This window comes from Ruegeria sp. BI7, from assembly GCF_056537925.1.
The window spans coordinates 34,769-54,263 of the sequence record NZ_JBQFSK010000006.1 but is presented as its reverse complement, the minus strand read 5'-3'; the positions used below and the strand labels follow the sequence as shown (position 1 = coordinate 54,263).

Sequence of the window (19,495 nt, the reverse complement as noted above, 5' to 3'; positions counted from 1 at the left end):
CTTCATCTTTTCAAAAATACTCTCGCCGAAGGCGAAATCCTCAATATCTCAACACCTGCCCGGTCTTGCTAACGACGAACTTGCGCACGTCGGCAAATCCCGGCGGGTTGCGCTCGGCCAGCACCTGGAACGGGCGCTGGGGCAGGATGATGGATCGCTGCGTGCTTGTGGCACCGGTCTCGGCCCCCTGCCCGCCGAACGGGTCCAAAGCGAACACCTCGCGTTCGACGGTGGAAAACCACCCGGCGCGTTCTTCGATCACGTCTTCGCTCTCCAATTCTTCAGTGGTCCAGGCCAGCGCCCAGTCCTGACCTTCGGGCGCCTGCGCGTCTTCCAGCACCTGCCGCAGTGGCCCGGATTGCTCGGTATAGGCCGAGGAATACATCGGGCCCACGTGGATGCGGCGCAGGTGTTTGGGGTGCAGGTCGTCGAAGTCCTGATCGAAACCTTTGGCGATGGTCACCAGTTTCAATCCACCCAAAGACTGTGCCATCAGATGCGCCTGAACTTCGGGCCAGCGACGCTGATCCTTCGGCAGGGCGGTTTTGCCACTGTCCTCCAACTGCATTAGATAGATGACCGGCAGGTTGATCTGGCTGTCATAGACCGCCCAGTGGATCATGAACTTACGCCGCTCGCCCTCATTCCCGATCCAGTGACATTCAGGATCGTTGCGGGACCAGAACAGCTGACCTTTCAGCAATTCCTCGTAATAGAGCCTTTGGGACAGCGCGAATTGCAGCTTGGTGGGGATTTCCTGATCACCGATGATAGTGCGGACCATGTCGGTTTTCAGATCGTCTTCCGAGGGCATATTCGCCAGATGCACTTGCGCCTGCTGCGCGTCATTGGCCATGGTCAGCAATTCCGCCGCCACCGGAAACCCGCTGTCGCGCTTGTCCATGGCGAGGCTGCCAAAGAACCGACCCGTATCGCGCCCAACCAGCAAGTACTTCATGCTGAGCGCGCGGAAAGTGTAGAGCAGCCCCGAGAGGTAGCGCGACACGATCCGCACCTCTTGCTTGCTGATCGCGCCCTCAGCCTCCATCGTCGCAGCCACGCGCAGAAGGTGGACGGTGATCACCTCGAATTTGCGGAAATAGCGGCGCGAGGCAAAGGTGTCGGTCAGGCCGACATGGTCTTGAGTGGGGTCAGTCATCGGCAGAAGGATCGCTTTGTCTCATTCCCCGCTGCTTTAGACGAGAGGGCAGATTGAGGATAAGCCAAATTAGGTACAAGATGAGGGCCAATAACCCAATCACCAAACAAATCGGGCCAACGGTAAACACAAACAAAGTAAGAAGGTTTGCCAATCTCGGGAAAGCTTCAAGTGAAAGAAGTATGTAAGCCAGACCAAATGCTATGAACGGTGAGGCTATTAGAACGAGAGTAAGCCAGATATCTCCGGTTTTACGACTACTAGACTGTCTCATCCGCCATACAAATTCTTATCATGCTTCTCGACAATCGAGGCAAATCGGCGGGCAAAGCGTTCGTCTGCCTTGGCCTTTTTCTCCAGCACGTCGCGGGCAAAAACCATGTGATCCTCATGCGCCTCAAGCATGTCGGCCATCTTCTGGTTGGTCGCTGTGCCGATGGCGGCCATGGCGGTTTGCGCCTCTTGGTCCGTCTGCACGCCGATCTCGTTGATGCGGTGGGCCACGTCCTGCTGCTGCGCTGTTTTCAGCGATTTGGTCAGGGCGTCATACAGCACCACGCGCTGTTGCGTGTCTGTTTGCAGCTTGTTGATCAGCACCATCTGCGTCGCCGCCTGGTTCTGCAGTGAATCGACCCAGGTCTTGCCCTTTTCGATATAGCGCTCAAGCGTCTGGGACTTGGCCAGCTTGACCTGCTCTTCCTGAACCTTGGCGTTGTATTGCTTGTTCATCTCAGCCAGTTCGGTTTCCAGCTGGGTCCGCGCGGCGGCGTCCTGTTCGACGCTGATCTTGTTCTCCAACGTGATGATCGTCGGATCCATGCCCTGAATCTCGGCGCGCAAGGCTTCCAGTTCGGCCACGGTCGCCTCACGGTCGTCCAGCGTGCCGGTTAGGTTGTCCTCAACCTTTACCCGCTGCTCCTCCAACACCGACAACTGCCCTTCCAGCAGCTTGACGATCACGTCGGATTTGGCGATCAGGTCCTGCAGCTTGTCGTCGATATTGGCGGTGCGCATTCGCTCCTGCCGCATCGACTCGGATTTGGCTTTGGCGAAGATTCCGACAAACGATTCCCACCCGGTTTTCGATCGCATTTCGTCGAAATCCTTGGAAAACGCGTTGGTCACATCGTCCAGACCCATGATCAGCTCAGCGATATTGGCGTTCATCACCTCGGTATGGGCATGCACGTCTTCAAGCGTTGCATTTTCGATGTCGATATCCGCCTCGGTGGTGCCGATCTTGGCACGGGCAGCTTCGATACGTGATGTCAGCCCCTCAATCTGTGATTGGCTTTCACGGACTTTCGCCTGAGTCTCTTCGATCAAAGCATCAAATTGGTGGTTCGACATCTCTGCTATCCCTTTTTTCTTTATTTAACTAATAAGATAGGGAATGTTACGGGTGTTTACATCCCCCTGGGTCCAAAATTCCTCCAGACTTTGACAAACTCAGCCTGAAAAAGATAGGCGTGAAGCACAGCCTTGAACTGAAGGTTATTTGATCAAATCTGGATTGACCCGCTGGCGATAGTGGACATAGACATTCCGGACCCCACCTGATTGGGTGCGTTGAACCCATTTTCTGCCGGAGGCTGACCCATGCTGGACGCGACAACCGATCTGAAATCCCTTCTGAAAAACCCTGACCTGCTGGTGACCAAAGCCTATATTGGCGGTCAGTGGGTGGATGGCGACAATGGCACCCTTGCGGTGACCAACCCGGCCCGCGGCGACGTGGTGGCCGAGGTTGCCGATGTCAGCCGGGCGCAGGTGGCAGGCGCCATCGCGCAGGCCGAGGCAGCGCAAAAAGAATGGGCCAAGCTGACCGGCAAAGAACGTGCGGTGATCCTGCGCCGCTGGTTCGACCTTATGATGGAAAACGCCGAGGATCTGGGCAAGATCCTGACCGCCGAGCAAGGTAAACCGCTGGCCGAAGCCGTGGGTGAAATCGCCTATGGTGCCTCGTTCATCGAATTCTTCGGCGAAGAGGCCAAGCGTGTTTACGGCGAAACCATTCCCGGCCATCAGCGCGACAAGCGGATCACGGTGCTGAAACAGCCCATCGGTGTGGCGGCTTCGATCACCCCGTGGAATTTCCCCAACGCGATGATCACACGCAAGGCGGCCCCAGCGCTGGCCGCAGGTTGCGCCTTTGTGGCCCGTCCGGCCACGGAAACCCCATTGTCGGCGCTGGTGCTGGCACTGCTGGCGGAACAGGCGGGCGTGCCTGCCGGCGTGTTCAACGTCGTGCCCTCGTCCCAGGCCAGCGAGATCGGCAAGGAATTCTGCGAAAATCCCGGCGTGCGGAAGCTGACCTTTACAGGCTCGACCGAGGTGGGCCGCATCTTGCTGCGTCAGGCCGCCGATCAGGTCATGAAATGCTCGATGGAGCTGGGCGGTAATGCACCCTTCATCGTGTTCGACGACGCCGATCTGGATGCGGCCGTCGAAGGGGCGATGATGTGCAAGTTCCGCAACAACGGCCAGACCTGTGTCTGCGCCAACCGCATCTATGTTCAGGCCGGTGTTTATGACGAATTCGCAGCCAAGCTGAAGGCCGCAACCGAGGCCCTGCAAGTCGGCGACGGCCTGAATCAGGGCATCACCACCGGCCCGCTGATCAGTGACGAGGCCGTCGCCAAGGTGCGCGAACACATCGCCGATGCCACGGAAAAAGGCGGCGTTATCCTGACCGGCGGCCTGCCACACGATCTGGGCGGTACCTTCTTTCAGCCCACCATCGTCACTGGCGTGACGCAGGACATGAAGGTCGCGCAAGAGGAGACCTTTGGCCCGCTGGCCCCTCTGTTCAAGTTCGAGGACGAGGATGATGTCATCGCCATGGCCAATGACACGATCTTTGGTCTGGCTTCCTATTTCTATGCCAAGGACCTGAGCCGCGTCTACAAAGTGGCCGAGGCGCTGGAATACGGCATCGTGGGCGTGAACACCGGCATTATCTCGACCGAGCTGGGCCCGTTCGGCGGCGTCAAACAATCCGGCCTGGGGCGCGAAGGCAGCCATCACGGCATGGAAGACTATCTTGAGATGAAATACATCTGCATGTCGGTCTGATCTGAAAAGGCCCAGATGCTGACCGCCAGGGCCAAGAAATTCTATGGCCGACCGGTGGTTCGTACTGGAAGAGATCGAAGGTCTGGCTATCGCACCCTCAGGCGGAGCTTTCGTGATAGCCGACTACGACAGGGTAGACGATACCTCGGGCGAAACGGTGTTCTGGTCGATTGGATCGGTGATAGCTGGGAAGTGATCAAAACTAATGTTCAAGAAAAACCCCGTGTGGACACGCACGGGGCCAAACTGTTGAAAAAAATTTTAACGTGCGAGCAGGGCACTTTTTCCTTTCAAAGTAGAAACACATCAACGTCAATGTGCTGCTATATCAATGAATTGGAAAGAGCTGCATGCAGCCAAATCCAAGTAACGCGGGGCACTGTGGAAGCTTTTGAAATGTAGCAGTTTGCCGTAGCAAAATTTTTTTTCTAAACTAGGCCCGTTTAGTACGTTTACTTGTTCCCAGTACGACAAACGACGTCTGGAGGATGTTAAATGAAGCTCCACAACACAGGGGCAGACTCATTAGCAGTTAGGTTCTTACAATTACTAGCCATATGCCTCGTCTGTTTATTGGTCTTAGAGGTCTTTGCTCGGCTTTATGTGAGTTATTTTTGGACCGAAACCAAAAAATCATATTTTATGGATAGCGGTGAGGTCCGCGGGCGGCTGGCCAGTCACACTTACTTGCCGTATATCCCTGCGCCTAGCTACAAGACCGATACGAATCGCCACAATTCTCTGGGGTTTAGGGGTGAGGAAATCGCCCCTGAGAAACCGACCGGCATCACGAGGATCGTGGCGATTGGAGGGTCCACCACCTACGGATCTCATGTGAACGATTACACCCAATCGTACCCGGCACAACTTGGAGCTCTGCTGAACGCCGACACTCGTGGGTTCGAAGTTGTAAATGCTGGTGTTCCCGGCTGGGTCTCGACGGAAAACCTAATCAACCTTCAAACCCGCGTTCTTCCACTCGACCCAGATATCGTCATTCTTTTTCAAGGCAGAAATGAGTTGTTTGCACAGGCATTCAATAATTTTAAACCGGACTACTCTCATCTCAGAACTTCAAACTATAGTTTTCTTCATACCAATGTCTCCTTGAAGCGCGTATTCAAAGTGTCCAGGTTAGCATTGCTTGTGGTTTCCATAAGACCAAGTTCATTTGGATGGAAACGCTATGAAGAGCATCCTGGTTATGGTCAGAACCGCTACGAAAACCGGCCGAACCTTAAAGAACTTATCATCAACCTAGATAACCCTGCGAACAATGAAACCTATCGCGCCAATACAGCGTCAATGATCGCTATGGCCCAAACGCAAGGTGCCAGGGTTGTCTTGGCAACCATGGCATTCCAGCCAGAAAAGTTCGTCAGCGGTCTTCTGCGGGTACAAGTTATCGCACCAACACCTGAAGAACGGGCCGCATTCAACGAATGCACTCGCCTCACAAGTCGAAGAAAACAATCAGATCGTAAGAGAATTGGGCAATACATTCGGAGTACTTGTAGTAGAACTTGCTGCTCTGAACTCGAGGCCAGAGCTATTCCTTGATGATGTACACTTCGACGCCGAAGGAAATGAGGAACGCGCAAGGTTATTGCTTGAAGCATTGAAAACACAAGAATTTTGGGGCGAGGTAAGCAGCCGTTAGGATGCGTAAAATCTGCGGCGAATTCACTGTGCGTGACTAACGGTTTCAGCTTCCTAAAAACAACGCCCCGCGTCTGGAGGAACGCGGGGCGCATGGTGCGACGATCCAGAGAGGAGGAGATCGCCGCGGCGTGAGGGTCAATCGCCTTAGTTCACGGCTTTGGCGTCGACCACGTCTTTTTCAATAGCATTGGCCGAAGCGATCTCGATCCGGCGCGGTTTCAGGGCCTCGGGCACCTCGCGCTTCAGGTCGATGTTCAGCATGCCGTTTTCGTGGTTCGCGCCGGTGACGCGCACGTGGTCGGCCAGCGCAAAGCGGCGCTCGAACGCGCGGGTGGCAATACCACGGTGCAGATAGCTGCGCTCTTTATCCTCGGCAGCTTTCTTGCCAGCGACGATCAGCGCGTTTTCCTTCACTTCAACCGACAGGTCATTTTCCGAAAAACCGGCGACAGCGACCGAGATGCGATAGGTGTCGGCATCGGTTTTTTCGATGTTGTATGGCGGATAGCTGGGCTGAGCCACGTCATTGGTCAGAACGCGGTCCATCATGTCTGCGATCTGGTCGAAACCAATGGTTGCGCGGTGCAGCGGTGCAAAATCAAAAGTACGCATGTGTCATATCCTCATATCTGAGCGATCTACGATTTGCCCTCCGTTCGGACGGGCGATTGAGTATGCCAGGCCCCGTTCACGGCGACCCGGTACAATTCACATGGGGAGCATTTTGAACGAGTTCAAGACCCGTCGGATGAGATGAATTTGGCACCGGAACTGGACTTGTCCGACCCCACCTGCAACCGGCGGATCTTGGCCTTGGGCTGGGGTGCATCTCGGCGCAGGTCAGCTTTCAAATCAGAAACGATCCCAGACAGTTCCATGCCATATCCAACCTTGCGCCGACCATCAAAACCACCCGCGGAAACGACCGACAGAATCTGCCAGCGCGGTCCCTTTTTTGCCAGAATGGCCGACCCCGAAGACCCAAAGGTTACGTCACAGTCAAAGCTGATCAGCCCGCGACCGCGTTGAAGGATGCTGCACGAACGCTGGCGCGTAATCGCCTCGGATCGGCCTTGCCCGTAGGATGCAACGCTGATCTCGTTGTCGTTGATCCGTCCCTCGTACAACGCAAACGGATCGGCGACGCCATGCGGGACCAGGGCATCCAGGCGCATCAGCGCCACATCGATGCGAACACGCGGCGCCGAGACCGGCGCATTGGCCACAAAATCCGGATGGGTGGCGATCTGGATGACTTTGCGGTCGGCCAGAGAATTACCGTTGCTCAATCCGGCACGAAACGTCACTTCTCCGGGTTTATAGGGCCGGCCGGTGGCCTTATCCAACGCACAATGAGCCGCCGTCAGAACCAGATCCCGTGCAATCAGCGTGCCGGTGCAAAAGCCCTTATTGCCGATATCCAGACGGCCCACCGCCTCCCAGCCATAAAGGTCGTCACGATCCTCCAGCTTGCGTTTTGCGGTTTGCGCATGGGATGCAGTCGACAAGACAAACAAGCATAACAATGTGCCCAGCAGAATTCGTATCATGGCTTGATGAACCTCGCGCCAATGTTTCTTTTGGATGTACCCTCAGGGGTCGCAGCCAGAAACCCGCGCCCAGCCGACAGTTCAGCTTGCAACAGGCGCAGCGACCCTTCGACCGGGGTACCGACGGCAACGCGCTGGCCATTCAACTCGGCCTTGGCAGCCACCACGGACACGATGCGCGGGCGGTCACCCTCAAAGGAAAATACCGGCGCGCCCGAAGAGCCGAACTCGACATCGCAGGACATCACCAGAACTTCTGATCGGCGGGTCATGACCGAGCAGACCTCTTGCAGCGCCGGGGCTTCGGCCCTGTCCTGCCCGTACGAGACAACGCCCACCTCTTCCCCACGACGGGGGCGATCGCCGGTTTCAAACGGGATCACAGTGGTGTTGCGAATGGGTTGCCACAGCTCGATCAGTGCAATGTCATTTCGCAACCGTGCCGTCGAAGTTTCGTTGTCATAGCGATAGTCCGGATGCACCACCGCCTGCCGCGCCGCACGATAGGCGGACGCGCGGCCCAGACGCCACGCGGCCAAAAACTCGACCCCGGACAGATCGATCCGCTGACCGGTTGTTTTGTCGTACAGGCAATGCGCGGCGGTCAGCACCAAAGTAGGTGAGATCAGCGTACCCGTGCAAAACCCCGATCCGTTTATATCCAGACGGCCAACGGCCATCCACGCCCGCCCGGCATCGGTGGTATCCAGGCTTTTTAGCCCACTATCCTGCGCCGCGGCCGCTATCGGCATCAATGCCAGCGCTAAAGCCCTGATCCAGTTTTGCAAGCGGTTCTCCGGCGTTGCTGTTGGATCACCTTCCTACGGTCGTGGTGGGGCGAAAATAGGGCAGCCGTGCCGGGTTTGGTTTCGTCCGAAAACTGATGCGCCGCTGCATCAACCAGGCTTATCTGAGGATCGGAATCTGTGCCCCATCACCCGGTTGCAAGGCCCGTGGTTTGGGGCCACCGGTGGCCCAGTCCAACAATTCAACCGTGTGCAAAACCGGAATATCTGTGCCCGAGCCGATTTGCATCATGCAACCAATATTGCCCGCCGCGATCATGTCGGGCTTCTTGGCCTCAAGCGTTTTCACTTTGCGCTGCTTCAACTGGCCCGAGATTTCCGGCTGCATCAGGTTATACGTACCAGCGCTGCCACAGCACAAATGGCTGTCAGCAGGCTCTAATACGGTGAATCCAGCCTTTTTCAACAAAGTCTTGGGATGAGTTTTGATCTGTTGCCCATGCTGCAGAGAACATGCCGCGTGATAGGCAACAGTCAAGTTCTGGTTCGTACCTTCGGGAAGGTCCAGAAGCATCAGCAATTCGCTGACATCCATCGCGATATCCGCCACCCGCGCGGCGCCTTCCGCCAGCGGATCGTTTCGGAACATGTGCCCGTAATCCTTGACCGTCGTGCCGCAACCCGAGGTGTTGATAACAATGGCGTCCAACCCACCGCCATCCATCTCGGCCGTCCAGGCCTTTATATTGGCTTGGGCCGCTTTGTGACTGTCGCCGGTCTTGCCCATGTGATGGGTCAGCGCGCCACAGCACCCGGCTCCTTTGGCAACCACAACCTCACACCCCAACCGGGTCAGCAGGCGAATGGTTGCGTCGTTGATATCGGTGTTCAGCGCCTTTTGCGCACAGCCCGTCATCAAAGCCACGCGTTTCTTGCGCGGTCCCTTGGACACAAAGCTTTGCGGGTCGTCATTTCGGCTGACCGGAGGGATATGCTTGGGCGCCATATCCAACATCGCCCGCAGCCGCGCATCCGGCATGAGGAAGCGAAACGGGCGGCCCAGTTTCGCCCCAAGTAGCGCCCATCGGAATCGTGTCGGGTAGGGCAGAATTTGCGCCAGTATCCAGCGCAGCGCACGATCACTGAAGGGGCGATTGTAATTCTGTTCGATATAGTCCCGCGCGTGATCAACCAGATGCATGTAATGCACGCCGGACGGACAAGTTGTCATACAAGCCAGGCAGGACAGACAACGATCGATGTGCCGTACCGTTTTTTCATCCGGCACACGCTCATTCTCAAGCATGTCCTTGATCAGATAGATACGTCCGCGCGGGCTGTCGAGTTCGTCGCCCAGTACCTGATAGGTGGGGCAGGTGGCAGTACAGAACCCGCAATGTACACAGCTGCGCAGAATTTCATTCGCGCGCTGGGTCGCCGGGTCCTTTAGCTGTTCTTCGGTAAATGTCGTCTGCATCAATTTATCCCATCAGGCCCGGATTGAAGAGGCCGCGTGGATCAAAACGCTGTCTTAATCCCCGTGTTAGAGCCTTAACTTCGGCAGGTTCAGGGTGAAATTGACCCAATGTTTCTATTGTATCTGCTCCAGCCCGTACCAGTGTTGCGTGGCCGTCAAATGCACCCAAACGTGCGCGCAGATCGGTTCCTTGTGAGACCCGCGCCCAGATCAATCCCCCGCCACAATCGAACAGAAGCTGGTCCGCTGCCAGATGCATCGAAACATCGGGCGCGTCGCTTGGCTTGACCGAAATCCGCCAGACGTCGCCGTCTAGACCCTGAAACGGCTTAACATCACGCAAACCTTGCCACAGGTCCGCAGGATCCGGGATTTCTGTGACCTCACCAAATCTGGTCAATACTGATCTCAGCTGGCCCAAGCGATAGGACACCGAATCGGAAAACCCCTCGATCCGCAAATAGGTGCGCCCATCTTGAGGGTCATACGCGGCCCCGTTGACCTCAAATGGAGATTTCAGCGCTGCGGACATGGCTTGCACTGCGTCTTCAGCATCCGAGACCTGTACAGCCAAGGTCGCAGTGGATTCGGGCTTTGGCAGCACTTTCAGTGACACTTCGGTTAAAATCCCCAACGTGCCCCAGGAACCTGCCATCAGTTTGACCAGATCGTATCCGGTGACGTTTTTCATCACCCGGCCACCGTTCTTGATCACCTGCCCATTGCCATCTACATACCGCACACCCAGCAGGAAATCCCGGCAGGCCCCGGCTTGAATACGCCGTGGGCCCGAGATATTGGCCGCCACGACACCGCCGATGGTGGGCTCTCCGCCCGTGCCCAGCAGACCACGATGATCCATAGGCTCAAACGGCAATTGCTGGCCTTCTGCTTCCAGAGCGGCCTCAATTTCGGCCAAGGGTGTACCGGCCTGCGCCACAAGGGTCAGCGCGCCGGGTTCATACAAGTTTATGCCGCTTAAGCCCACGGTTTGAATGGTTGCGTTTGGCCCGCCAATACCACGGGTGCCACCACCGGCAATACGCACCGGATGGCTCAGTCCGGCCACCATCTCGGCCAGTTCGGTTTCCGTCTTGGGTTTCATCGCATATCTTTTGTGTTAGAGCCTATTATTTTGCAGCCAGACGCACATCGCGCCGGGATGCTGACGCGTTCAGAGGGAACACTTTGGCGGGGTTCAGCAACCATTTCGGATCAAACACATCCTTGATCGCCATCTGTGCTTCCAGGTCTTGCGGCGCGTATTGATGTGTCATCAAATCCCTCTTTTCCACGCCTACCCCGTGTTCACCCGTCAGGCAGCCGCCTACATCGACGCATAGCCGCAGAATGTCGGCGCCAAACGCCTCGCATTTCTCAAGATCGCCGGGTTTGTTGGCGTCGAACAAGATCAGAGGGTGCATGTTTCCATCACCCGCATGAAACACATTACCGACGGGCAGGCCGTAGTCTTGGCTCATCTCGCCGATCCGGCGCAACACTTCGGGCAGGGACGAGACCGGGATCGTACCGTCCAGACACATATAGTCGTTCATCTGCCCCATGGCCCCAAAGGCCGATTTCCGGCCCAGCCAAATCTTGGCGCTTTCCTCGGGCGATTGGCTTTCGCGAATTTCCACCGGGTTATGGCGTTTGGCAATCTCGACGATCTTCGACAGCTGATAGTCGATCTCGGCCTCGGACCCTTCGACCTCGATGATCAGCAGCGCCGTGCAATCGGGATAGCCTGCTTTGGCAAAATTCTCACAAGCCCTGATGCACAGCGTGTCCATAAACTCGATCGCGACGGGCAGAATGCCCGATTTGATAATATCCGAGACACAATGCCCGGCGACTTCGTTGTCGTCGAAACCAATCAGAACCGGCCGGGCGCCCTCGGGTTTGCGCAGTATGCGAAGCGTTGCTTCGGTCACGACACCCAATTGCCCTTCCGAGCCGCAAATCACCCCAAGCAGGTCCAATCCACCTGCATCCAGATGCGCGCCGCCGATCTCAACCACACTGCCGTCCATCAAAACCATGGTCACGCCCAGCAAGTTGTTGGTCGTCACACCGTATTTCAGGCAATGCGCTCCGCCGGAATTCATCGCGACATTGCCCGCGATGGCGCAGGCCAGTTGTGACGAAGGATCGGGGGCGTAGAAGAAATCCTCTTCCTCAACGGCCCCGGTCACGCTCAGATTGGTGCGGCCGGTCTGAACGCGGATAAAGCGATTGTCATAGTCGGTCTCCAACACCTCGTTCATGCGGGCGATGCCCAGAATGACGCAATCCGCCGTCGGCAATGCCCCGCCCGCCAGAGACGTGCCCGAACCGCGCGGCACCACCGGCACGCCTTCGGCATGGCAGATGCGCAACACGTCCGAGACCTGTTGCGTGGTCGCCGGCAACACCGCCAGCATCGGAGGACATTTATACGCCGTCAGCGCATCGCATTCATACGCAAGGGTTTCAGCAGCATCATGGATCACGGCATCTTGGGGCAAAACCTCAAGCAATTGCTGCAAAACGGCGTCCCTGCGGCGCAGAATATCTGGGTTTGGCGTTGGCATGTCCATAGCGAGCCCTCCGGTTTGGTAAATTAATATTACCAATTTCTATATCTGGCAAGTTCTCTTGGCCGCGCGTAGTGTCGCGATCATGATCTGGATTGAACGTGCCCTTGTGTTTTCACCGCTCGACTATGCGGCCATTGTGCTGCTGTTTTGTGCGTGGCAATGGATCGGCTGGCGGATCGACAATCCCTCACCGCGCAAGAATTCCGTCACGATGATGATGGATGATTTTCGCCGCAACTGGATGCACGAGATGGTAACGCGCCAACCGCGCATGTTTGATGCGCAGATGGTTGGCACCATGCGGCAGGGCAGCACGTTTTTCGCCTCGACCACGATGATTGCCATTGGCGGCGGGCTGGCCTTGCTGGGCAATACCGAACGTCTGGCCGGGGTGGCGCAGGATCTGGCCATAGGCAGCGCCCCGGCCTTGGTCTGGGAGATCAAGATTTTGATCGTACTGGCATTTCTGTCCAACGCGTTTCTGAAATATGTCTGGGCGCATCGCCTGTTCGGCTATTGTGGTGTGCTGATGGCCGCCGTTCCCAATGACCCCGAAGACCCGCAGGCCTATCCCCGCGCCGCGCAAGCCGCCGAGATCTGCGTCACCGCCGCACGCAGCTTCAACCGTGCCCTTCGGGCGACCTATTTTGCGCTGGCCTCGGTGACATGGATATTGGGGCCGGTTGCCCTGATCATCGGCACCACCGTCACCTTTGGGGTTTTGTACCGGCGGGAATTTGCCTCGCATTCACGATCGATCCTGATGGACCTGCCGCCCAACACAGGTTCGTGATGACGCGGGTGCGTCGCACACCCTATGGTCAGCGCATGCGATACCTGATTCTCAGTGCCTTTCTGGCCAGCCCTGCCCTTGCCGATCCGTCGGTGATTGAGAATGTCTCAGCCCGTCAGAGCGGCGATACATGGCGATTCGACGTGACGATCCGCCATCCCGATACCGGCTGGGATCACTACGCCGATGGTTGGCGCGTGCTGGATATGGACGGCAACGAACTGGGCATGCGCGTGCTGCACCATCCGCATGAGAATGAGCAGCCATTTACCCGGTCGCTGCGCGGCGTGGTCATTCCCGGTGGTATCACGCAGGTACAGATTCAGGCACGCTGCAATGTCGATGGTTGGAACGAAGACACTACGGTCGTTGATCTGAACTGAGGCTCAGAACACGCCCAAGGTCAGGCCCGCAGCCAAAGCGGCACCAATCTCGCGACATTGGTCCAGCTGATCATCTGGAACAGTCTTTTCCGCCAAAATCGCCGCGGGCGATTGCGCGTGGGTGCAGATGATCAGCGGTGGTTGCACCTCTTTCAACCGCCAGCCGGTTGCGATCCGGGCGATTTGGCGCGCGGCGTTCTCGCCATCGGACCCGGCGCACACCATCTGGGCATAGGGACGGCCTTCGATCTTGCCCAGTACGGGATAATAGCTGCGGTCGAAAAACTCTTTCATCAAACCCGAAATCGCGGCCAGATTCTCGGGCGCGCAGAACAGGTAGCCATCGGCGCGCAGGAGATCGTCCGGTCCGGTCTGATCGGCGGGTTTCAGGATGGTTTCGGCCTCATCCTGCGCTGCCTCAGCTGCGGCTTTGGCCATTTGCCGGGCTCCGCCGGTGCGCGAATGGTAGACGATCAAAAGCTGCGCCATGTCAGACCCGGTGGTAAGGGCCGCCCGACAGGATGGTTGCAGCCCGGTATAGTTGCTCGGCCAGCATCACACGGACCAGCATATGGGGCCAGACCATTGACCCGAATGAGATGGAAAAATCGGCCTCGTCCCGCAGATTAGGGTCTATTCCGTCCGCCCCGCCAATGATCAGCGCCAAATCCTGACGCCCGGCATCGCGCCATCCGCCCAGTTTCTTGGCAAAATCCGGCGAGGACATCACCCGCCCGCGTTCGTCCAGGGTGCAGATCACAGCCCCCTTGGGCAGTGCCTTGCGCAGCAGCGCACCTTCGGCCCCCATGCCTGCGTTTTTCTTGTCTTCGACCTCGATCACACGTGCAGGACCAAGGCCTAAGCTGCGGCCGGTCCGGTCAAATCGGGACAGGTAATCGTCAAGCAGGGTCTTCTCCGGTCCGGCACGCAATCGCCCGACCGCACAAATGCTTATACGCATATTTCTCTCGCCGCCGGCCTGTTAATGCAGGCCGGGATGGCGCCTCAGTTGGCCGAGGCGCTGCCGCCCTGGGGCAGCCACATCTTTTCCAGCTGATAGAATTCACGCACTTCGGGGCGGAAGATATGGACGATTACGTCGCCCGTATCGATCAGCACCCAGTCGCCGGCATCCTTGCCTTCGACCTTCGAGGTGAAACCGAATTCCTGCTTGATGCGATCCGTCAACTTTTCCGCCATGGCCGAGACCTGACGGGTCGACCGACCCGAGGCAATCACCATGTGATCCGCAACCGAGGACTTGCCTTGCAGGTTGATCTGCACGACATCTTCGGCCTTGTCATCGGAAAGTGAGGAAAGGATACGTTCAAGCAGCTTGTCGCTGATTGACTGAGAGTGAGCCATTACATTGGCCCGGTCATCGGCGGGCAAACCCGCCTGGGTATGTAGAGACAGAACATAGTCCTCCTTTGCTGCGCGCCGTAAAACCCCGGCGCCGGGGTACTAATAAGGTAACAAGGGGAATGCAACATTTCAATGAAACGCCGTTATGCGGGGCGCACAGGGGATCACTCTTTGGCGACCTGTTGCGTGGCTGCGTCGGACAACAACCGAACCTCGCGCTGGGGGAAGGGGATGGAAATACCTTTGGATTTAAACGCATCCCACAGGGCCAGATAGACATTGCCGCGGATATTGGTCAGGCCCTTGGTCGGGTCACTAATCCAGAACCGCAGGACGTAATCCACGCTGCTGTCACCAAACCCGGTGATGTGGCAGACCGGCTCGTGCTTACCGCCACTTAACACGCGCGTCACGGATTTGACCGCACCGATGGCCGTTGCACGGACATTATGCGGGTCGTCGTCGTAGCTGGTGCCGAACTCCAGGTCCAATCGCACGAATTTGTCGGAATGCGACCAGTTCACCACCTGATTGGTGATCAGATCCTCGTTCGGAATCAGGTATTCCCGCCCGTCCCGCGTCACGACCGAGACATAACGCGCGCCCAGCGCATTGATCCAGCCGAACGTGTCGCCCAAAGAGATCACGTCGCCCGGCTTGATTGACCGGTCCATCAGGATGATGATCCCGGATATCAGGTTGGACACCACCTTTTGCAACCCGAACCCGATCCCCACACCAATCGCACCGGACAGCAGCGCAATACCGGTCAGGTCAAACCCAAGCGTGCGGATGGCTGCCAGAAAGACAGCGCCATACAGCAGCACCTGAATGCCCTTGGCCAACAACACCTGCATGGATGGGGTGATGTCGTCATTGTTCATCAGCCCCCGCTCAGCCGCGCGGGTGCCAATACGGGCCAGCGTCAGCAAAATACCGATCAGCAGAACCGCCTTGATGATCCCCAGCGCCGAGATGTGCAGATCGCCAATGGAAATCGCTACCCCGTCCAGAAAATCGGCCACATCGTCGGTCAGATTCAGCGCAATCAGCGTTGCATAGACCCACATGGCCCATTTGAATATCCGCCGCAGGGTCCGGTTGCGCACCAGCCGCGCCACCAGGGCAATGGCCAGCCACGCCAAGGCCAAAGTCGCAAACACGCCGATAATGTAACTGCGCGACGGCCAGGTGACTTGCTGCATCAACAGATACAACGCCCAGGACATCACCACGAAATAAACCAGCGTCAGGCGCTGCATTAACTGCACCAATGTACGCAGCCGCCATTTCGGCCAGCCCGAGCGGGACCGAGCCCAGGTCTCCCACCGGCCTTGCGTTGCCAATTTCAAAAGGAAGGCTACCCCCCAAAGAACAACAATGATGACCAACTGGTGCTGTCGCCAACCGGGGGTGACAATCAGTTCGACAAGGTTTTCGAATTGCACGGAAAAGCCCGCGACCATGTTTTCATAAAGGTCCGACAGCGAGCTGGGGATCAGGTCCTGATTCATGGTTCCAGCTTGGACAGCGTTGCACAATGATGCAAGTCTGACACCGGATTGAACCTTGATTGACAGCAAAGCCCGATATATCTGGTGCGCATGAGACTCAATCTGGCCCCTGCACCGACGTTGCAAGACCGCACGCGCCTGCGTGAACGGTTCTTTGGGGCCGCCCGCACGGTTCTGGCCCGCCTATAAGGCGCGTCCAGCCACTCGCCAGCTATTTCTCATTTAAATACGGGAGAGGACCGATGTCCCCCAAAACACTCTATGACAAAATCTGGGATGCCCATGTCGCGCACGAAGCCGATGATGGCACCTGCCTGCTGTATATTGACCGCCACCTGGTCCACGAAGTGACCAGCCCGCAGGCGTTCGAAGGCCTGCGCATGGCGGGCCGCAAGGTGCGCGCCCCGGAAAAAACCATCGCCGTGCCGGATCATAACGTTCCGACTACACCGGATCGCGTGAACGGGATCGAAAACCCGGAATCGCGAATTCAGGTCGAAGCGTTGGACAAGAACGCCAAGGATTTCGGCATTCACTATTACCCAGTGCATGACGTCCGTCAGGGCATCGTGCATATCGTCGGCCCGGAACAGGGCTGGACCCTGCCCGGCATGACCGTTGTCTGCGGCGACAGCCACACTGCCACCCATGGCGCGTTTGGCGCGCTGGCCCACGGTATCGGCACGTCTGAGGTCGAGCATGTTCTGGCCACACAGACTCTGATCCAGAAGAAATCCAAGAACATGAAGGTCGAGATCACCGGCAAATTGCAACCGGGCGTGACCGCCAAGGACATTACTCTGGCCGTGATCGGTGAGACCGGCACCGCTGGCGGCACCGGCTATGTCATCGAGTATTGCGGCGAAGCGATCCGCGATTTGTCCATGGAAGGCCGCATGACCGTCTGCAATATGGCCATCGAAGGCGGCGCGCGTGCCGGCCTGATCGCGCCGGACGAGACCACATATGAATATGTCAAAGGACGCCCCCACGCGCCGAAGGGTGCGCAATGGGAAGCGGCTTTGAACTGGTGGAAAACGCTCTACACCGACGAAGACGCGCATTTTGACAAGGTTATCACTCTGCGCGGCGAAGACATTGCGCCAGTCGTCACATGGGGCACCAGCCCCGAAGACGTCCTGCCGATCACCGCAACCGTGCCGAACCCCGAGGATTTCGAAGGCGGCAAGGTCGAGGCGGCCCGCCGCTCGATCGAATATATGGGCCTGGAAGCGGGCCAAAAGCTGAGCGATGTGGAAATTGACACCGTCTTTATCGGGTCCTGCACCAATGGCCGGATCGAAGACCTTCGCGCTGCCGCCGAAATTCTGAAGGGCAAAAAGATCAAAGATGGTCTGCGGGCCATGATCGTTCCCGGCTCGGGCCTGGTGCGCGCGCAGGCCGAAGAAGAGGGTCTGGCGGATATCTTCAAAGCAGCAGGCTTTGAATGGCGTCTGGCCGGGTGTTCGATGTGTCTGGCGATGAACCCGGACCAGTTGGCACCGGGGGAACGCTGTGCCGCGACCTCGAACCGCAACTTCGAAGGTCGTCAGGGCCGGGGCGGACGCACCCACCTGCTGAGCCCGGCAATGGCTGCCGCTGCGGCAATTACGGGACGGCTGACAGACGTCCGTGAATTGATGTAAGGTCCCCTCATATCTAGATATTTGAGGGATTGAACACATGAGTGACTGGATCAAATGGTTCCTGCTGGGGCTGCTGTCGATAGCATTTGGCGTCTTTGCGCTGGGCAATGCGATTGCAGCTTCGGTTGCGGTGACGGTGGTGACCGGGGTGTTGCTGCTGATTGCAGGCGCGTTGCAGGTTGTCGGCGGGTTCACCGTCGAAGGCACCGGCAACAAGATCCTGTCTCTCATCATGGGTGTGGTGATGCTGTTTCTGGGCTGGTCCTTCCTGGATCACCCGCTGCAGGGGACCTTGACCTTGGCGACGGTGATGCTGGTTCTGTTTATGGCAGGCGGCATCGCGCGGGTAATTCTGTCGTTCCAGATGAAAGGAACGCAGTTTTTCTGGCCCACGATGATCTCGGGCATCTTGTCGATTGTCCTCGCCGCTATCATCTGGACGTATGTGGGCAAGGAACCCCAGGCTCTGCTGAGCATTCTGGGGATCTTCCTAGGCATTGAGATGCTGTTCAACGGGTTCGGATTGGTCTTCATGGCGCTCTTCATCAAGAACGCACCCAAAGACGAAACAATAGAAGCGAAACAGGCTTAAACGCGGGGCACGGGCGCAGCCTTATCCCGCAGGAGTGTGAACATGGAAAAGTTTGACAAAGTCCACGGGGTGGCTGCCCCAATGCCGCTGATCAATATCGACACCGATATGATCATTCCGAAAGTGCATCTAAAAACCATTAAACGGTCCGGCCTTGGCGTCGTGCTGTTTGATGAGATGCGCTATCACGATGACGGGCAGGAGAACGAAGAATTCGTCCTGAACCAACCCGCCTATCGTGAAACCGAGATTCTGGTGGCAGGCGACAATTTTGGCTGCGGTTCGTCCCGCGAGCACGCGCCCTGGGCAATCAAGGATTTCGGCATCAAGGTGGTGATCTCAACCAGCTTTGCCGACATCTTCTATAACAACTGCTTCAAGAACGGCATTCTGCCGATCGTGGTCGAAGAAGAACATCACGCGCTGCTGATGGAAGATGCCCACAAGGGTCAGAACGCCCGCATGACCGTGCATCTGGAAGACCAGCAGATCACAACCTCGGATGGCGTCGTGATCGAGTTTGACGTCGACCCACACCGCAAACACTGCCTGCTGAACGGTTTGGACGATATTGGCCTGACGATGGAAAAAGACCACCACATCGACAAATTCGAGGATCACGCAGGCCAGGCCCGCCCCTGGGTGTGATTCTGTGGATGAATCTGTGGACACTCAACCTAATGGGGTCGCTTCGGTGGCTCCATTCGCATTCTTGGGGTTAAAAGCTCGAAAACCACAAGATGTAGGTATCAAATTGAGATACACGTCGGATTTGCGTCGAAAATGATGCAATCCCGCACCAGTTGCGCCATCATTTTGCCCGAAAGTACGTGTTTTCTGCACCCTGGCTTGAGCGAAATGTCGCTTATCGTCAAAGTTGGCGAGACAGAGGCATCCGTCAAAAAATTTTGCGGCGGGCACAAGTTGGAACGTAAGTCGGCACAGAATCGGCTA

21 protein-coding genes are annotated in these 19,495 nt (G+C 57.2%); 9 read left to right on the top strand and 12 right to left on the bottom strand.

Translation table 11 applies throughout. From position 1 onward, the window contains the following. Positions 1–40: 40 nt before the first annotated feature. Both ACR0JB_RS14505 and ACR0JB_RS14500 read right to left on the bottom strand, forming a co-directional pair. Entirely contained in the window at positions 41–1,159 is a 1,119-nt protein-coding gene (locus ACR0JB_RS14505; RefSeq protein ID WP_480790017.1) for a hypothetical protein, read from the bottom strand. A gap of 270 nt (positions 1,160–1,429) precedes the next feature. After that, entirely contained in the window at positions 1,430–2,509 is a 1,080-nt protein-coding gene (locus ACR0JB_RS14500; RefSeq protein ID WP_170399410.1) for a coiled-coil domain-containing protein, read from the bottom strand. A gap of 249 nt (positions 2,510–2,758) precedes the next feature. Between ACR0JB_RS14500 and ACR0JB_RS14495 the strand changes: the two genes are divergently transcribed. The 3 genes from ACR0JB_RS14495 (at position 2,759) to ACR0JB_RS14485 (ending at position 5,794) form a co-directional block, all read left to right on the top strand. After that, the gene (locus tag ACR0JB_RS14495; protein WP_170399407.1) at positions 2,759–4,234 is read left to right on the top strand and encodes an NAD-dependent succinate-semialdehyde dehydrogenase; all 1,476 of its coding nucleotides are present in this window, start codon (positions 2,759–2,761) and stop codon (positions 4,232–4,234) included. A gap of 43 nt (positions 4,235–4,277) precedes the next feature. Continuing rightward, positions 4,278–4,430 carry a hypothetical protein gene (locus ACR0JB_RS14490; protein ID WP_170399303.1) on the top strand — a complete coding sequence of 51 codons (153 nt, stop codon included), beginning with the start codon at positions 4,278–4,280 and terminating at the stop codon, positions 4,428–4,430. Between the two features lie 299 nt (positions 4,431–4,729). After that, entirely contained in the window at positions 4,730–5,794 is a 1,065-nt protein-coding gene (locus tag ACR0JB_RS14485) for an SGNH/GDSL hydrolase family protein (RefSeq protein WP_480790016.1), read from the top strand. Positions 5,795–6,040: 246 nt separating this feature from the next. Here ACR0JB_RS14485 and ACR0JB_RS14480 read toward each other — a convergent pair whose 3' ends face one another. From ACR0JB_RS14480 to ACR0JB_RS14455, 6 genes are all read right to left on the bottom strand, one after another. Further along, positions 6,041–6,508: an Hsp20 family protein gene (locus ACR0JB_RS14480; protein ID WP_170399401.1), complete on the bottom strand. Its 468-nt coding sequence runs from the start codon at positions 6,506–6,508 to the stop codon at positions 6,041–6,043. Between the two features lie 122 nt (positions 6,509–6,630). Then, positions 6,631–7,446, bottom strand: coding sequence for a trypsin-like serine peptidase (locus ACR0JB_RS14475; RefSeq protein ID WP_170399397.1), 816 nt, complete (start codon positions 7,444–7,446; stop codon positions 6,631–6,633). Beyond that, positions 7,443–8,234 (bottom strand): trypsin-like serine peptidase, encoded by a 792-nt coding sequence (locus ACR0JB_RS14470; protein WP_226689697.1) that lies wholly within the window; start codon positions 8,232–8,234, stop codon positions 7,443–7,445. Before ACR0JB_RS14470 ends, ACR0JB_RS14475 begins: the two co-directional genes overlap by 4 nt. A gap of 118 nt (positions 8,235–8,352) precedes the next feature. After that, entirely contained in the window at positions 8,353–9,669 is a 1,317-nt protein-coding gene (gene glcF / locus ACR0JB_RS14465) for a glycolate oxidase subunit GlcF (protein ID WP_170399394.1), read from the bottom strand. Between the two features lie 4 nt (positions 9,670–9,673). Next, positions 9,674–10,774 (bottom strand): FAD-binding protein, encoded by a 1,101-nt coding sequence (locus tag ACR0JB_RS14460; RefSeq protein ID WP_480790015.1) that lies wholly within the window; start codon positions 10,772–10,774, stop codon positions 9,674–9,676. A gap of 25 nt (positions 10,775–10,799) precedes the next feature. Beyond that, positions 10,800–12,248, bottom strand: a complete 1,449-nt coding sequence (locus tag ACR0JB_RS14455) for an FAD-linked oxidase C-terminal domain-containing protein (RefSeq protein WP_170578482.1) — start codon at positions 12,246–12,248, stop codon at positions 10,800–10,802. Between the two features lie 82 nt (positions 12,249–12,330). Here ACR0JB_RS14455 and ACR0JB_RS14450 point away from each other — a divergent pair, with 82 nt between their 5' ends. Together ACR0JB_RS14450 and ACR0JB_RS14445 are read left to right on the top strand one after the other, a co-directional pair. Next, entirely contained in the window at positions 12,331–13,041 is a 711-nt protein-coding gene (locus tag ACR0JB_RS14450; protein ID WP_480790014.1) for a DUF599 domain-containing protein, read from the top strand. A 35-nt stretch (positions 13,042–13,076) separates the two neighbouring features. Beyond that, the gene (locus tag ACR0JB_RS14445) at positions 13,077–13,424 is read left to right on the top strand and encodes a hypothetical protein (RefSeq protein WP_170507634.1); all 348 of its coding nucleotides are present in this window, start codon (positions 13,077–13,079) and stop codon (positions 13,422–13,424) included. 3 nt (positions 13,425–13,427) lie between these two features. Here ACR0JB_RS14445 and ACR0JB_RS14440 read toward each other — a convergent pair whose 3' ends face one another. From ACR0JB_RS14440 to ACR0JB_RS14425, 4 genes are all read right to left on the bottom strand, one after another. Beyond that, positions 13,428–13,913 (bottom strand): flavodoxin family protein, encoded by a 486-nt coding sequence (locus tag ACR0JB_RS14440; protein ID WP_170507637.1) that lies wholly within the window; start codon positions 13,911–13,913, stop codon positions 13,428–13,430. A gap of 1 nt (position 13,914) precedes the next feature. Beyond that, positions 13,915–14,385, bottom strand: coding sequence for a 23S rRNA (pseudouridine(1915)-N(3))-methyltransferase RlmH (gene rlmH / locus ACR0JB_RS14435; RefSeq protein ID WP_170507639.1), 471 nt, complete (start codon positions 14,383–14,385; stop codon positions 13,915–13,917). A gap of 44 nt (positions 14,386–14,429) precedes the next feature. Beyond that, entirely contained in the window at positions 14,430–14,789 is a 360-nt protein-coding gene (gene rsfS / locus ACR0JB_RS14430; RefSeq protein WP_058276550.1) for a ribosome silencing factor, read from the bottom strand. Between the two features lie 164 nt (positions 14,790–14,953). Next, entirely contained in the window at positions 14,954–16,303 is a 1,350-nt protein-coding gene (locus tag ACR0JB_RS14425; protein WP_170399381.1) for a mechanosensitive ion channel family protein, read from the bottom strand. 90 nt (positions 16,304–16,393) lie between these two features. Here ACR0JB_RS14425 and ACR0JB_RS14420 point away from each other — a divergent pair, with 90 nt between their 5' ends. The 4 genes from ACR0JB_RS14420 to leuD are packed head-to-tail and all read left to right on the top strand — an operon-like array spanning position 16,394 to position 19,189. Beyond that, positions 16,394–16,492, top strand: coding sequence for an isopropylmalate isomerase (locus ACR0JB_RS14420; RefSeq protein WP_170351859.1), 99 nt, complete (start codon positions 16,394–16,396; stop codon positions 16,490–16,492). 53 nt (positions 16,493–16,545) lie between these two features. Further along, positions 16,546–17,949: a 3-isopropylmalate dehydratase large subunit gene (gene leuC, locus ACR0JB_RS14415; protein WP_170379337.1), complete on the top strand. Its 1,404-nt coding sequence runs from the start codon at positions 16,546–16,548 to the stop codon at positions 17,947–17,949. Positions 17,950–17,986: 37 nt separating this feature from the next. Further along, the gene (locus ACR0JB_RS14410; protein WP_170351857.1) at positions 17,987–18,541 is read left to right on the top strand and encodes an HdeD family acid-resistance protein; all 555 of its coding nucleotides are present in this window, start codon (positions 17,987–17,989) and stop codon (positions 18,539–18,541) included. Positions 18,542–18,583: 42 nt separating this feature from the next. Beyond that, positions 18,584–19,189 (top strand): 3-isopropylmalate dehydratase small subunit, encoded by a 606-nt coding sequence (gene leuD, locus ACR0JB_RS14405; RefSeq protein ID WP_170351856.1) that lies wholly within the window; start codon positions 18,584–18,586, stop codon positions 19,187–19,189. The last annotated feature ends 306 nt before the right edge of the window (positions 19,190–19,495 follow it).